Genomic DNA, 15,494 nt, shown 5'->3' with positions numbered 1-15,494 from the left:
TTTTTTGACAAATTCTGTCAAATGCACCTTAAGTATTATTCGGCCTGGATTTTCACCACTAGCAATTAACGAATGACTGGGCATACGAACAAGAAATGCCCCAATCATGTTTAGTATACCCATAAACATGATTGGGTTTAACATCCTTATTCTATCTTATTACAAGATCTGGTTTCTTTTTAAAACTATGACTTCCTTCAATAAACCGAACCGTACCAGATTTTGCTCTCATAACAACAGAATGAGTTAGTCCGTGTGAACCCTTTAATTGCACGCCACGTAATAGTTCACCATCTGTTATACCAGTTGCTGCGAAAATGGCATCATCACCACAAACTAAGTCTTCCATTCGTAAAGTTTTCTTATAGTCAACACCCATCTTTTTACATCTTTCTATTTCCTGGTCATTTTGAGGTTGAAGTCGACCTTGTAGTTCACCACCTAGACATTTCAAAGCAACAGCTGCAATCACGCCTTCTGGTGCCCCACCTATACCGAATAGTATGTCAACGCCTGTTTTATCAAATGCGGTATTGATTGCTGCGGCCACATCCCCCTCATTAATTAATTTAATTCTCGCTCCAGCCTCTCTAATCTCATGAATAATTTTTTCATGTCGCACGCGATCCAATATTGTTGCTACAACATCCTCAATATCTTTATTTTTTGCCTTAGCTACTGCTTTTAAATTATCAATAACAGGTGCATTGATATCAATCTGACCAACCACCTCTGGACCAACGGCAATTTTATCCATATACATATCTGGTGCATGTAATAAATTGCCTTTATCAGCAATTGCAAGAACCGCTAATGCATTCCAACTCCCAGATGCAACAATATTTGTTCCTTCAATTGGATCGACAGCAATATCTACACTTGGACCAAAACCAGTTCCAAGTTCCTCACCTATATAAAGCATTGGTGCCTCATCCATTTCTCCTTCACCAATGACTACCGTTCCTTTCATAGGGACTGTATTTAATACATTACGCATCGCTTCCGTCGCTGCACCATCTGCTTCATTTTTCTTACCTCTACCCATCCATCTTGCGGATGCTAATGCAGCAGCTTCCGTTACACGCACTAATTCCATTGATAAACTTCTTTCCATTTTGTTAATCCCCCTGAAAACAATATTATATAGCCTATTTACCGATATATTATAACACATTATTCATTTAATAGGTCATATTATACATAAAAAACATATTTTTATCACATTTAGATGGAAATATGTTAACATATATAAAATGATTGCATATAAAAGGCTCTTCCCTTATGAGAGAAGAGCCTACTATTGTTTTCACATTATGAATTTTTCACTTGTTCGATTTCTTCTTCAGTTAATGTTTCGCGCCATACATTCGCTCCTAGCCCTTGTAGCTTCTCAACTAAATGGCTATAACCGCGATCAATGTGCTCAACACCGGTAATTTCCGTTAAACCATTTGCCATTAATCCGGCAATCATTAGCGAAGCACCAGCACGAAGATCACTCGCTTTTACTTTTGCACCATTTAATTGCACAGGACCAGTAATAATAGCTGATCTACCTTCTACTTTAATATTCGCATTCATTCTTCTAAGTTCATCAATATGTTTAAAACGGGCAGAATAAATGGTGTCAGTAACAACACTCGTTCCTTCCGCATTTGTTAATAGTGCTGTAATAGGTTGCTGTAAGTCAGTAGGAAAGCCTGGATAGACTAGTGTTTTCACATCTGCTGCTACTAATTTTTTTGCACGTGAAATAAAAACTTGATCGTCAGATGTTTCAACAGATACACCCATTTCTCGAAGTTTAGCAATTAGTGATTCTAAATGATAAGGAATGACATTATCAACGAGTACACCTTCACCTTGTGCAGCTGCAAGAATCATATAAGTCCCTGCTTCAATACGGTCAGGTATAATTGTATGTTTACATCCGTGTAGATGGTCAACACCTTCAATCCGAATAATATCCGTACCTGCACCTTTTATTTTTGCACCCATATTTGTCAGCAATGTTGCCACGTCAATAATTTCTGGTTCTTTTGCTGCATTTTCGATGATTGTTTTTCCTTTTGCACGTACCGCAGCTAACATAATATTAATTGTTGCACCGACACTGACAACATCTAAATAAATACGTGCTCCTCGAAGTTCGTCCGCTCGTAAATAAATGGCACCTTGTTCGTTGGTAACTTGTGCACCGAGTGCTTCAAAACCTTTTATATGTTGGTCAATTGGACGTGGACCAAGATGACAACCTCCTGGTAGACCAATTACTGCCTTTTTAAACCGTCCTAACATTGCACCCATTAAGTAATAAGACGCACGTAACTTTTTGACTTTGCCATTCGGGAGCGGCATTGATGTCATCCTTGATGGATCAATTGTCATTTCCTGGTTTTCTAAATGAACTTCTCCACCTATTTCTTGTAATAATTCTTTTAAATCTTCAACATCTGATATTTCTGGTAACCCTTCTATGGTAACAGGTGATTCTGCTAATATACTTGCTGGAATTAACGCTACTGCACTATTTTTTGCACCACTTATTTTAACTGATCCTTTCAATGGATTTCCACCAATGACCTTGATTTTTTCCATGATTATCTCCCTTCCTACAATAAGGTTATGACAATTTCATCCATCATCACGAAAGTAGGCTTATATTTCAATTATAAAGTTATTATTACATTTTTATTACAAATTTTCCATTCTATTTGATTGTAACAGTTAATTGTCCATTATCCAAATAGATTTTATAATTTTTTTCTGTTCTTTTCATTCTTCTATTGTTCGTTCAATTATATTATCATTATTAGATAAAAAATTAAAGGGAGTATTTTGGGAAGTATAGGGAAAGAGACAAATAGATAGGAGTTTTCTATACAAAAAAAGAAGTTACCATTTCATGTAACGAATGGATAACTTCTTATTATACAGTGGCAGTAGAATTATTAAGCTTTACCTACTGAACCGAATTCTTCCATTTTGCCTTTAACAGTTTCTTTAATAGTTTCTCTTGCAGGTCCTAAGTATTTTCTTGGATCATATACTTCAGAATCTTTTGCTAACACTTGGCGAACTGTCTTAGCAGATGCGATTTGATTTTCTGTATTTACATTAATTTTCGCTGTACCAAGAGAAATGGCTTTTTGAATATCTTTTGTAGGGATTCCAGTACCACCATGAAGAACTAATGGAAGGCCTGTTAAATTACTGATTTCTTCCATTTCTTTGAAGCCAAGTTTTGGTTCACCTTTATATGGACCATGAACAGATCCTAATGCAGGTGCTAATGCATCGATTCCTGTACGTTTTACTAGTTCCACACATTCTTGTGGATCCGCATAAATAATTCCGTTAGCAATTACATCGTCTTCTTGTCCACCAACAGTTCCAAGTTCAGCTTCAACAGAAATGCCATGGAAATGAGCAAGTTCTGTAACTTTACTTGTAATTTCAATGTTTTCTTCAAATGGATGATGACTTGCATCAATCATAACAGAAGTAAATCCTGCTTGAATGGCTTTTGCACAAGATTCGTAGCTTGAACCATGGTCAAGGTGAATGGCAACTGGAACAGTAATTTTATATTCTTCCATTAAAGCTTTTACCATTGCTGTAACTAATTTAAAACCACCCATGTACCGAGCAGCACCTTCAGATACACCTAAGATAACAGGTGATTTTGTTTCTTCAGCAGCTTGAAGAATTGCTTGAGTGTATTCTAAGTTGTTAATGTTAAATTGTCCTACTGCATATTTTCCTTCTTTTGCCTTTTGTAGCATTTCAGTCATTGAAACTAATGGCATGATGATTTTCCTCCTAGCATGATAAATTTCCAATTTCCATCAAAAGTACAGTTATGTAGATGATTTGGTGGTAAATGGTTATAACACATTTACTATGATACCAAAGTCACAAACATTTTACCATGTGATAAAAACTACAAAAGTGAAAATTTTTCTTTTCCTAGTATTATTTTATATTTTCCCGACTGTTTTATCCGTTAAATATTGATTTACTGTTTTGGATAATTCTTCAATATCGAAAGGCTTAGCAAAATGTGTAAGTGCACCTAACTCTTTTGCTTCATTAATAATATCGAGTTCTCCATAAGCAGTCATAATAATAACACGAATATCCGGATTAAATTCCTTCAATCTCCTTAATATTTCAATACCATCCATGCCGGGAATTTTAATATCTAAAAGAACGAGATTTGGTGAATGTGCTTTTGCTAATTCGATTGCTTTTAATCCATTTGCAGCTTGATATGTTTGATACCCTTCCTTTTGGAATACTTCATTCAACAGTATCCGTATACCGAATTGATCATCGACAATTAGGATTTTCCCTTTACCCATCCTAGTTTCTCCCCATTCCTTTTAAATTATTTATATTATCTCCCACCATGTGAATATAACTCATTTTTTATATACCCTTGTTATTATTCGACAACGTTTCTCTTTTTCCTTCTTATTACAATGGTTGTTCCTTTTTTCTACTTTTTCCGATCATCACTTTTTGTTAAAATGATTTGAAAGGAGTGAAGAAGATTGTCGAAAATTTTTACTACCCAATTAATTGGACGGTTAAAGAAAATTGAAGAACAAGAACTTAATATAGAAGATGCATCAAGGGTGCTTGCCCAAGCCCTCGTTGGAGAAGGTTCTATTTATATTTATGGGAAAGATGAATTTAGAAGTGTGTATGTAGAAGCAAAGTTTGGTCAAGAACCATTACAAAGAGTGCAAGAGTGGACGCTAAATTCGCATAAAAGTCTTTCTACGGCCGATCGTGTATTGATGTTTTCACGGAGTACGAATGATATAGATTTATTAGCAATCGCTCGGCAACTAAGGAAAAATCAAGTTCCTTTTGTTGTCATTAGTTCTCTTGGAAAAAATGAATCAAACCCACTCGAACATCTTGCTGACGTATTTATTAATCTTCATATTGATTTAGGACTTGTTCCTACTGAAAATGGTGAAAAGAAGATGTATCCTCATGCCATTGCTGCGTTGTATACCTATCATCTATTAAAATATAACATCGATGAGATGGTTGAAGATAATTAATTAAAAAGCTCCCTTGTCCTAATTTTGGTCAAGAGAGCTTTTTTTGTCTTATTTTCCTTCTTTATTGTTTAAAGATGCTCCAACGAAGTCTCTAAATAATGGATGTGGGTTCGTTGGTCTTGATTTAAATTCAGGATGGAATTGTGATGCAACAAACCATGGATGATCTTTTAACTCGATAATTTCAACAAGGCGTCCATCTGGGCTAACTCCAGAAAAGACAAAGCCTTCTCTCTCTAACATATCTCGGTAATGGTTGTTAAATTCATAACGGTGACGATGCCGTTCGTAAATTAATTGATCTTCATAAGCAGCATGGGCTTTTGTACCTTCAACAATTTTACATGGATATAATCCAAGACGTAATGTACCACCCATATCTTCTACATCTTCTTGCTCTGGTAGTAAGGCAATGATTGGATGTTCTGTATCAGGGTTAATTTCAGAAGTATGAGCACCAGGTAAACCGACAACATGGCGTGCAAATTCAATCGAAGCTAATTGCATTCCTAAGCAAATACCTAAAAACGGAACACGATTTTCACGAGCATATTTAATCGCAAGTATTTTTCCTTCTACACCACGGTCACCAAAACCACCTGGCACTAGAATTCCATCTGCATCATGAAGAAGTTCGCTCACATTTTCTTCTGTTACATCTTCCGCATTAATCCAGTTAACTTCGATATCAGAATCAAAAACAAATCCTGCATGTTTTAATGACTCAACAACCGAAATATACGCATCTTGTAGTTCCACATATTTCCCGACTAAAGCAATTTTTGTCGTTTTTGATAAGTTACTTACTTTATTTACTAAATGATGCCACTCGGTCATATCCGGGTCATGACTGACAATTTTCAAATGGTTACATACAATTGTATCTAGTCCTTGTGCTTGCATAGCTAGTGGAATTTTATATAATGTGTCTGCATCACGAGATTCAATAACGGCGGCCGGATCAATATCACAGAAAAGAGCAATTTTATCCTTCATTTCTTCAGAGATTGGCATTTCTGTGCGGACGACAATCACATTTGGTTGAATACCTAGACTTCGTAATTCTTTTACACTATGTTGAGTCGGCTTCGTTTTCATTTCTCCAGCTGCTTTAATATAAGGAACAAGTGTACAGTGAATATACATGACATTAGAGGATCCAAGATCACTCTTTAATTGGCGAATAGCTTCTAGAAACGGTAGTGATTCAATATCACCGACTGTTCCACCAATTTCCGTAATAACAACATCAGCATTTGTTTCATTCCCAGCACGGTATACTTGCTCTTTAATCTCATTTGTTATATGTGGAATTACTTGAACAGTAGCACCTAAATAATCACCGCGTCGTTCCTTTTTAATGACTCGAGAATAAATTTTCCCAGTCGTTATATTTGAATATTTATTTAAATTAATATCAATAAAACGTTCATAATGGCCCAGGTCGAGGTCGGTTTCTGCACCATCATCTGTTACAAAAACTTCACCATGTTGGTAAGGACTCATTGTTCCTGGGTCTACATTAATGTACGGATCAAATTTTTGGATTGTTACCTGTAACCCACGATTTTTTAACAAGCGACCGAGTGATGCCGCTACAATTCCTTTACCTAATGATGACACTACCCCACCGGTGACAAATACATATTTTGTCATAATTAAAATCTCTCCTTATCTAGACTGATATTACGTAGTTTGCTTTTTTATGGGAAACTTTACACTTACTATTTTATAGAGATAGCTTAAAAATCCTAAAGTAAAGTTACATCTCTATCGAATTTTAAACATGCCCTATAAAAAAATAAAAAACAAAAAAGCCCCTCTTACAATTGTAAGGGAGCTATTTGCTTTTTTATTTAAATGCTATATACGTTTTTATTGAGCCCAAATAGTATGATACATAGTAAAATTAAAAAAGTCAAGAATCGGATTATCGATCATCCTCGTTTTCTTCATCAATATATTCATCATCTTCTTCTATATCTAGCTCATCTTCCTCAAATTCTTCGTCAATTAATAATTCTTCCTCTTCTTCATCATCGACAAGATCCTCATCGAATTCTTCTAAACCTTCTAAGTCTTCTTCCAATTCTTCCTCTTCTTCTTCTTCTTCATCTCCGTCAAAGTCATCAACGAACTCGTCGAGATCTTCATACTCTAAATCTTCATCCTCTATCTCATCAAAATCTTCTTCTAGTTCAGCAACCTTAGCTTTTTTCTTCTTCACACGGACGGTTGGAACGACATCATCTTCAAATTGTTCTACAGGATACCATCCTTTATAACCCCAAGTATTTCCTCCGATATTTAGAAAACGTCCATCGACATTTAAATCTGTATAAAATTGGGCAATGTTCGCTGCAACTTCATCCTTTGTCGAACCAAGTAATTTAGCAATTTCATCGACTAAATCATTTAAATGCATCGGTTGATTTTTTTCTAATAATAATTCATAAGCGATTTCAAGCATTGACATTTCTTGCAATTCTTCTTTTGGTAATTGTTCGATACTCACTTTTGCACGTCCTTTCCTTCTTTAACAAAAGCAAAATAATAATATATGTATTGTTAATAATTGTATAAATTACACATTCATCCCAAGTAGCATATTATTCATTATAAACAAAACTCATCTGTTTATGCTAGTCTCTCGTAGCTAGTACATATGAATTTTTTTCATTCAATTACATAAAGTGTTGATTTACAATGAAAAAAGACTCTTACTATCCATAACTACTTGTTAAAAAGACCAACATCCTCATTTATAGACGAAATAAAATAATTAGTTATCCTTTTTAAATTCTTTATAGGCAAACAGGATAAAAAATAATGATAACAATAAAAAGGGGATTGCCCCTAATTGCATTCGATAAAAAACTGGTATGAGGTAAATGAATAATATAGCAATTACGATTATTCGTACATATTTCAAAATCGTTCACATCCCAATGACATCTATTTAAGGGAAATAGCATACCACATCAAATTACTCTTTCCTATCGATTTTATTATAAAACAAAATGATGTCAAATTTTACATTGTGGGAATATATGGAACAAAATTATTTCAAGACTGCAAGAAACGGAAGTAAGCTGGCCTATGATAGACCAGCTTACCCTTAGCTACCTCTACTTTACCTTTTCAAATATCTTCTTTACACATTTCTTCTATATTGGCCTCCGACTTCATAGAGGGCATTTGTAATTTGACCGAGACTTGCTACTTTCACTGTTTCCATTAATTCAGCAAAAATATTACCGCCTGATAGTGCAACATTTTTTAACTTTTGTAGTGCTTCATCGATTTTATCTTTATTCTTTTCTTTAAACTCATTTAAGTTAGTAATTTGTAATTCCTTCTCTTCTTTTGTTGCTCTTGCTACTTCCATATTATTAATCTCATCTTCTTTTGGTGGGTTTGGATTGATATACGTATTTACTCCAATAATAGGGAGTTCTCCCGTATGCTTTAACATTTCATAATACATGGACTCATCTTGAATTTTCCCTCTTTGGTATTGGCTTTCCATTGCCCCGAGAACGCCGCCACGATCATTGATTCGTTCAAACTCTTGCAGTACCGCTTCCTCAACAAGGTCTGTTAATTCTTCAATAATAAATGATCCTTGTAATGGGTTTTCATTTTTTGCTAATCCATATTCTTTTGTAATGATCATTTGGATAGCCATCGCCCGACGTACGGATTCTTCTGTTGGTGTTGTAATGGCTTCATCGTACGCATTTGTATGCAACGAATTGCAATTATCATAGATGGCCATTAAAGCTTGTAATGTCGTCCGAATATCATTAAAATCTATTTCTTGCGCATGTAATGAACGCCCAGAGGTTTGCACGTGATATTTTAATTTTTGACTACGCTCATTTGCTCCATATTTTTCTTTCATGACGATGGCCCATATTCTCCTTGCCACCCGGCCAATGACACTATACTCCGGATCTAAACCATTAGAGAAAAAGAAGGATAAGTTTGGTGCAAAGTCGTCAATGTGCATGCCACGACTTAAATAATATTCAACATACGTAAAACCATTTGCTAACGTAAAGGCTAATTGTGTAATTGGATTCGCCCCTGCTTCTGCGATATGATACCCAGAAATTGACACAGAATAGTAGTTCCGAATCCGATGATCAATAAAATATTGCTGAATATCACCCATCATTCGTAAAGCAAATTCGGTGGAAAAAATACATGTATTTTGACCTTGATCTTCTTTTAAAATATCCGCTTGTACCGTACCACGAACAGTTGATAATGTATATGCTTTAACATCCTCATATTCTGCTTCTGTTAATGGTCGACCTAACTCTTTTTCTTTTTGTTCAACTTGTTGACTAATCGCTGTATTCATAAACATCGCCAAAATAATTGGAGCAGGACCATTTATTGTCATCGATACCGATGTTAATGGATGACAAAGGTCAAAACCTGCGTATAATTTTTTCATATCATCTAATGTACAAACGCTGACACCGCTTTCACCAACTTTCCCATAAATGTCTGGTCGGTAATCTGGGTCTTCCCCGTACAATGTTACAGAATCAAAAGCGGTACTTAAACGTTTTGCTGGATCATCCTTTGACAAATAATGAAACCGTTTATTTGTCCGCTCCGGTGTCCCTTCGCCGGCAAATTGCCGTTTTGGATCTTCTTCCTTTCTTTTGAATGGAAAAACTCCAGCAGTAAACGGAAAAGCACCAGGTACATTTTCTTTATAGACCCAACGCAAGACCTCCCCATAATCTTTATATTTCGGTAAAGATACTTTCGGAATAAGGAGCCCTGACAATGTTTTTGTTTTTAATTGTGTTGCGATTTCTTTATCACGGATTTTTGTAACAAACTTATCTTTTGCATATTTATCTTTTGTTTCCTCCCATGATTGAATAACATTTAAGGACTTATCATCTAGAGATTTCGTAATTTCAGCTTTCCATGTCTCTAGTGACGGAATCACAACACCCTTTTCATCTTTTATTTTTGCAGTTTCCAGTGCACCTTCTATTTGGAATAGTTTTCGCGCTAGATTTACTTGCTCCTCGACATATTGATGATAATTTCTTACCGTGTCAACAATTTCTCTTAAATAGTACCTTCTTCGATTCGGAATGATTATATCGTGTTTTTCAACAAGTTCATCTTTTGAATAAGATGTGTGCCAGCCTAGATGGAGAACTTCATTTAATTTTTCAATGATTGCAGCAAACAGTGCATTCGTACCAGGGTCATTAAACTGACTTGCAATTGTTCCATATACAGGCATATTTTCATATTGTTCATGGAATCGTTCATGGCTACGTTGGAATTGTTTTTGTACAAGTCGTTTTGCATCTTCTGAACCTTTTTTCTCAAACTTATTAATCGCAATAAGATCGGCAAAATCAATCATGTCAATTTTTTCTAGTTGGGATGGTGCTCCGAATTCACTTGTCATTACATATAAAGCCACATCACTAATGTCGCGAACTTCCGCATCACCTTGACCAATTCCACTCGTCTCTATAATAACAAGGTCAAAATCTGCAGCTTTAACAACTGATAATGCATCTCTAATTGCAAGCGATAATTCACTTTTTGAACGGCGGGTAGCAAGGGAACGCATATAAACACGTGGGGAAAAGATAGAATTCATCCGAATGCGGTCACCTAGAAGCGCCCCGCCAGTTTTCTGTTTTGTCGGGTCCACTGATAAAATGGCTAATTTTTTATTTGGAAACTCATTTAGAAAACGACGCACTAACTCGTCTGTTAATGAGCTTTTCCCGGCCCCACCTGTACCTGTAATACCGAGAACAGGAACGCATCTTTCAACATCCTTTACCTTTTTTAAAACCGTTTCAAGACTTGTTGCGACTTCATCCGTTCGGTGTTTTTTATCTGCTAAATACTCGGCCATCGTAATAAACTTCGCGATTGTGTATGGATCTGGGTTATTTTCCAACTTTGTCATTTGATTCGATAGATCTGTAATGGTTGAAAAATCGCATTGTTCAAGCATCAAGTTAATCATACCTTGTAAGCCATGATGTCTACCATCCTCTGGAGAAAAAATACGTGCAATACCATATTCATGGAGTTCCTGTGCCTCTTTCGGTAGAATAACTCCTCCTCCTCCACCGAATATTTTTATATGACCGGCGCCTTTCTCTTGTAGGAGATCATACATATACTTAAAAAATTCCATATGACCACCTTGATAGGAAGATACAGCAATCCCTTGGACGTCCTCTTGAATAGCAGCAAAAACAATTTCCTCAACAGAACGATTATGACCTAAATGGATGACTTCAGCACCACTTGCCTGTAAAATTCGACGCATAATGTTTATAGTTGCGTCATGTCCATCGAAAAGACTAGATGCTGTTACAAAACGAATCGGATGTTTTGCTTGATAAACCTTCGTCTCCATCAACTCTCCCCCTGCCATAAAAAATTTTCCCCTTTTCATAAACAAATGAGGGAGTCACGACCCGTTCGGACGGGCAAATGCCTGGACCCCTTGAATAAATACATCTGTTTGCATGCGAGTATATTCATCAAGCGTATATAACTTTCTTAGCGCCCATCGACGAAACCCCCACATTTGACCTTGAACAAAAATGTTATGTGCTAATAATGCAATTTCACTCTTTTTTAAGTTCAGTTTGTAGTTATCACTATAAAGCTTGATTAGTTGTTCGAACATAGCAACCATTTGAAATTCCTTCTTTAATACGTAAGGAAGGGACTCCTTTGATAATGATTTTGCTTCCTGATACATGACAAGAACCTCGTCTTGCATTTCATCAATAATTCGAAAGTATGAGGCAATTCCTTCCCGTATCGTTTCCACAGTAACCTCTTCTAAATCGAGTACTTCTTGAATTTTTTGCTGTACTTCATCATAAATTTGATCACAAACGAGATAAAGAATATCTTCCTTCGAGCGAATGTATTCATATAATGTTCCAATACTAAACCCTGCTTGCCGAGCAATTTCTCTCGTAGTCGTGCGATGAAAACCTTTTTCTTTAAATAGAGAAATTGCCCCTTTCACCATCTGTGCCCTCCGGATTTGAATTAATCGCTCATCTTTCACAGAAGCATGAACCTTTTGTTTCTCCGTCAAAACGTCACCCGCTTTCCCGAAAGAATCCTATTAAATCATTCGTGAAATAACGAGCCTTTGAATCTCTTGGGTACCTTCATAAATTTGCGTAATTTTCGCATCACGCATAAATCGTTCCACTGGATATTCTTTTGTATATCCATATCCACCAAAAACTTGAACCGCCTCTGTTGTCACATTCATTGCCGTATCTCCCGCAAATAATTTTGCCATTGCTGATGCTTTTCCATATGGTAACCCTTCAGATTCTAACCATGCTGCTTGATATGTTAATAGTCGAGCTGCCTCAATATTTGTTGCCATATCTGCTAGTTTAAAAGATACACCTTGGTTCGCAATAATTGGCTTTCCAAATTGAACGCGCTCTTTTGCATAATTGGAAGCCGCATCTAAAGCACCTTGCGCAATACCAACAGCTTGAGCCGCAATCCCATTTCGACCACCATCTAACGTCATCATGGCAATTTTAAATCCTTGCCCTTCTTCGCCTAATACGTTTTCTAAAGGAACGATACAATCTTCAAAAATAACTTCTGTTGTTGGGGATGAACGAATGCCCATTTTCTTTTCTTTTTTCCCAACTTTAAAGCCAGCAAAATGACTCTCTACAATAAATGCAGTTGTTCCTTTTTGTCTTGATTCCGGATCTGTTAATGCAAAGACAACGTAAATATCGGCAACTCCACCATTTGTGATGAAAATTTTCGAACCATTTAAGACGTAATGATCTCCTTCTTTTCTAGCAACTGTTGTCATTCCGCCTGCATCTGAACCTGATCCTGACTCTGTTAAACAGTACGCACCGATTTTTTCACCTTGAGCTAACGGTTTTAAGTACTTTTGTTTTTGCTCTTCTGTACCAAATTTAAAAATGGGCCAACTAGCTAGCGATGTATGAGCTGATAAGGTTACGGCAGTAGATGCACAAACACGGGATAGTTCTTCAACGGCAATGGCATATGCTAAATAATCGCTTCCAATCCCACCATATTCCTCTGGCCACGGAATTCCTGTTAACCCAAGTTCTGCCATCTTATCGAATAATTCTCGGTCAAATCGTTCTTCTTCATCTCGTTCAGCAGCAGTTGGGGCTACTTCATTCTCTGCAAAATCGCGTACCATTTTTCTAATCATTTCATGTTCTTCGGATAATGTAAATTTCATTTCAAATCCCCCTTGAATGGATAAAATAGAATATTGTTATTATCAATAATCGACTACTATAAACTTCGTAAAACAGTCTTTATTAAAGGTGCTTTGCGATGACCATCTTCTGTATCTCATTTGTACCTTCATAAATTTGAGTTACTTTTGCATCACGAAAGAATCGTTCCACTTCCCCTTCTTCTGTATAACCGTAGCCACCAAAAATTTGAATCACATCGGTTGTGACTTTCATTGCAGTATTAGAAGCAAACATTTTCGCCATCGATGCCTCTTTTGAACATTTTCCCTGTCTCTCTTTTAGATAAGCAGCGCGATAGACTAATAGTTTTGCCGCTTCAATACTCGTTGCCATATCTGCTAGTTTAAAACGAATGCCTTGATGATGAATGATTGGTTTTCCAAACTGCTCACGTTCCTTCGCATAATTTACTGCCCGAATAAAAGCACCTTCTGCAATGCCTAAAGCTTGAGCTGCAATTCCAATTCGACCCGTATCAAGGTTAGCCATAGCAATTTTATACCCTTCTCCAACTTGTCCGAGGCGGTTCTTGTCTGATATGCGGAGTTGATCAAACATGATTTGAACCGTCTTTGAACCATGTAAACCCAGCTTCCTTTCATTTTTTCCAATTATTAAACCCGGTGTGTCTTTTTCAACAATAAACGCTGTAATTCCGTCCAGCCCACGATCGGGATCTGTTTTAGCAAAGACAATATAAATGTCTGCTTCTCCACCATTTGTAATGAATACTTTACTGCCATTTATAATATAATCATTGCCATCTTTAACAGCCTTTGTTGCTAGACTCCGAGCATCCGAGCCTGCCCCTGGTTCGGTTAGACAGAAAGCCCCAAGATATTCTCCACTTGCTAATTTCGGAACATACTTTTGCCTTTGCTCTTCTGTCCCGAAATAGAGAATTGGATTTGTCCCTACTGATGTGTGCACAGATAAAATACCCCCCACGGTTGCACTTACTTTTGAGATTTCGTGAATCGTTAAAATATAAGATGTAAAGTCCATACCAGCACCACCATAAACAGATGGAACTGGAATTCCCATGAAACCTAACGAACCTAATTTCTTAATAATTTGCCGTGGAAATTGACCTTCTTCCATTTTAGGTACAAATGGAGAGATTTCTTTTTCGGCAAATTCCTTCACAACCTTTTGGAGCATGATATGTTCTTCTGTAAAAGTAAATTCCACAGATGGTGCTCCTTTCATTATTTATTTGTATACATAGAAGCCACGGCCTGTTTTTCTGCCTAACCAACCAGCGCTCACATATTTTCGTAACAGTGGACATGGGCGGTACTTAGCATCACCTAACCCCTCATGTAGTGTTTCCATAATAAACAAGCATGTGTCAAGTCCAATCATGTCAGCTAAAGTTAGTGGTCCCATTGGATGGTTCATCCCTAGTTTCATAATTTCGTCAATGGCTTCTTTCGTTGCAACCCCTTCATATAAGGCAAATATCGCTTCATTTATCATTGGAATTAATATTCGATTTGACACAAAACCAGGAAAGTCATTCACCTCAACAGGTACTTTATTCAGTTTTTCTGTTATTGTAAAAATTGTTTCGTATGTTTCCTCATTTGTTGCCAACCCACGAATGACCTCTACTAAGCGCATAATAGGTACTGGATTCATAAAATGCATACCAATTACTTTCTCTGGCCGATTCGTAACAGAGGCAATTTCTGTGATTGGTAGTGAAGATGTGTTTGTCGCAAGGATGGCTTCAGGTGGTGCCAGCCGATCAAGTTCCTTAAAAATTGCTTTCTTCACATCCAGATTTTCGATGGCTGCCTCAATAATTAAGTCACATGTAGCTGCATTTTCAAGCGTTGTCGAACGTTCAATACGATCAATGATTGTTGTTTTTTCCTCTTCTTGCCGTTTTCCTTTCGCCACTTGTTTTGTTAAATGGTGATAAATATTAGCCATTCCTTTGTTAACTGCTTCTTCGTTTATATCGTGTAAAATAACTGAATACCCCGCTTCAGCAAAAACTTGAGCTATTCCTGAACCCATTTGACCTGCTCCCACAACCATCACTTTTTTTACTTCCATTCGTTCTCCCCCTTAGTCATAAACTTTGTTCGATTCTCTT

The 15,494-nt window shown here is 36.6% G+C and carries 12 protein-coding genes; 1 reads left to right on the top strand and 11 read right to left on the bottom strand.

Annotated elements, in window-relative coordinates; genetic code table 11:
• Nucleotides 1-151 precede the first annotated feature (151 nt).
• From glpX to BN2144_RS06680, 4 genes are all read right to left on the bottom strand, one after another.
• Entirely contained in the window at nucleotides 152-1,114 is a 963-nt protein-coding gene (gene glpX / locus BN2144_RS06695; protein WP_033827495.1) for a class II fructose-bisphosphatase, read from the bottom strand.
• Between the two features lie 197 nt (nucleotides 1,115-1,311).
• Nucleotides 1,312-2,598 carry a UDP-N-acetylglucosamine 1-carboxyvinyltransferase gene (locus BN2144_RS06690; RefSeq protein ID WP_033827494.1) on the bottom strand — a complete coding sequence of 429 codons (1,287 nt, stop codon included), beginning with the start codon at nucleotides 2,596-2,598 and terminating at the stop codon, nucleotides 1,312-1,314.
• A gap of 353 nt (nucleotides 2,599-2,951) precedes the next feature.
• Nucleotides 2,952-3,809 (bottom strand): class II fructose-bisphosphate aldolase, encoded by an 858-nt coding sequence (locus BN2144_RS06685; protein ID WP_033827493.1) that lies wholly within the window; start codon nucleotides 3,807-3,809, stop codon nucleotides 2,952-2,954.
• Nucleotides 3,810-3,980: 171 nt separating this feature from the next.
• On the bottom strand, nucleotides 3,981-4,364 hold the full coding sequence (locus BN2144_RS06680; RefSeq protein WP_033827492.1) for a response regulator: 384 nt from the start codon (nucleotides 4,362-4,364) through the stop codon (nucleotides 3,981-3,983).
• Between the two features lie 192 nt (nucleotides 4,365-4,556).
• Between BN2144_RS06680 and BN2144_RS06675 the strand changes: the two genes are divergently transcribed.
• Entirely contained in the window at nucleotides 4,557-5,078 is a 522-nt protein-coding gene (locus tag BN2144_RS06675) for a DUF2529 family protein (protein WP_033827491.1), read from the top strand.
• 48 nt (nucleotides 5,079-5,126) lie between these two features.
• Here BN2144_RS06675 and BN2144_RS06670 read toward each other — a convergent pair whose 3' ends face one another.
• The 7 genes from BN2144_RS06670 to BN2144_RS06640 all read right to left on the bottom strand — a co-directional run bounded on the left by BN2144_RS06670 (nucleotide 5,127) and on the right by BN2144_RS06640 (nucleotide 15,454).
• Nucleotides 5,127-6,734 carry a CTP synthase gene (locus tag BN2144_RS06670; RefSeq protein ID WP_033827490.1) on the bottom strand — a complete coding sequence of 536 codons (1,608 nt, stop codon included), beginning with the start codon at nucleotides 6,732-6,734 and terminating at the stop codon, nucleotides 5,127-5,129.
• Between the two features lie 274 nt (nucleotides 6,735-7,008).
• Nucleotides 7,009-7,593 carry a DNA-directed RNA polymerase subunit delta gene (rpoE, locus tag BN2144_RS06665; protein WP_033827489.1) on the bottom strand — a complete coding sequence of 195 codons (585 nt, stop codon included), beginning with the start codon at nucleotides 7,591-7,593 and terminating at the stop codon, nucleotides 7,009-7,011.
• 639 nt (nucleotides 7,594-8,232) lie between these two features.
• Nucleotides 8,233-11,505, bottom strand: coding sequence for a fused isobutyryl-CoA mutase/GTPase IcmF (gene icmF, locus BN2144_RS06660; protein WP_033827488.1), 3,273 nt, complete (start codon nucleotides 11,503-11,505; stop codon nucleotides 8,233-8,235).
• A gap of 54 nt (nucleotides 11,506-11,559) precedes the next feature.
• Nucleotides 11,560-12,204: a TetR/AcrR family transcriptional regulator gene (locus BN2144_RS06655; protein ID WP_033827487.1), complete on the bottom strand. Its 645-nt coding sequence runs from the start codon at nucleotides 12,202-12,204 to the stop codon at nucleotides 11,560-11,562.
• Between the two features lie 30 nt (nucleotides 12,205-12,234).
• The gene (locus BN2144_RS06650; protein WP_033827486.1) at nucleotides 12,235-13,368 is read right to left on the bottom strand and encodes an acyl-CoA dehydrogenase; all 1,134 of its coding nucleotides are present in this window, start codon (nucleotides 13,366-13,368) and stop codon (nucleotides 12,235-12,237) included.
• Between the two features lie 82 nt (nucleotides 13,369-13,450).
• A complete protein-coding gene (locus tag BN2144_RS06645) occupies nucleotides 13,451-14,581 on the bottom strand; it encodes an acyl-CoA dehydrogenase (protein ID WP_033827485.1) in 1,131 nt (376 codons plus the stop codon).
• A 21-nt stretch (nucleotides 14,582-14,602) separates the two neighbouring features.
• On the bottom strand, nucleotides 14,603-15,454 hold the full coding sequence (locus BN2144_RS06640) for a 3-hydroxybutyryl-CoA dehydrogenase (protein WP_033827484.1): 852 nt from the start codon (nucleotides 15,452-15,454) through the stop codon (nucleotides 14,603-14,605).
• Between the last annotated feature and the right edge of the window lie 40 nt (nucleotides 15,455-15,494).

Source organism: Bacillus andreraoultii (assembly GCF_001244735.1).
Lineage (GTDB): Bacteria > Bacillota > Bacilli > Bacillales > Caldibacillaceae > Caldifermentibacillus > Caldifermentibacillus andreraoultii.
The sequence above is the reverse complement of the archived record's forward strand: the minus strand, read 5'-3'. Positions and strand labels throughout refer to the sequence as shown.

Excerpts from the sequence above, each read along its gene's own strand:
- BN2144_RS06690 (WP_033827494.1), bottom strand. The coding sequence starts at position 2,598 with ATGGAAAAAATCAAGGTCATTGGTGGAAATCCATTGAAAGGATCAGTT.
- icmF (WP_033827488.1), bottom strand. The coding sequence starts at position 11,505 with ATGGAGACGAAGGTTTATCAAGCAAAACATCCGATTCGTTTTGTAACA.
- BN2144_RS06685 (WP_033827493.1), bottom strand. The coding sequence starts at position 3,809 with ATGCCATTAGTTTCAATGACTGAAATGCTACAAAAGGCAAAAGAAGGA.
- BN2144_RS06670 (WP_033827490.1), bottom strand. The coding sequence starts at position 6,734 with ATGACAAAATATGTATTTGTCACCGGTGGGGTAGTGTCATCATTAGGT.
- BN2144_RS06650 (WP_033827486.1), bottom strand. The coding sequence starts at position 13,368 with ATGAAATTTACATTATCCGAAGAACATGAAATGATTAGAAAAATGGTA.
- BN2144_RS06680 (WP_033827492.1), bottom strand. The coding sequence starts at position 4,364 with ATGGGTAAAGGGAAAATCCTAATTGTCGATGATCAATTCGGTATACGG.
- BN2144_RS06640 (WP_033827484.1), bottom strand. The coding sequence starts at position 15,454 with ATGGAAGTAAAAAAAGTGATGGTTGTGGGAGCAGGTCAAATGGGTTCA.
- glpX (WP_033827495.1), bottom strand. The coding sequence starts at position 1,114 with ATGGAAAGAAGTTTATCAATGGAATTAGTGCGTGTAACGGAAGCTGCT.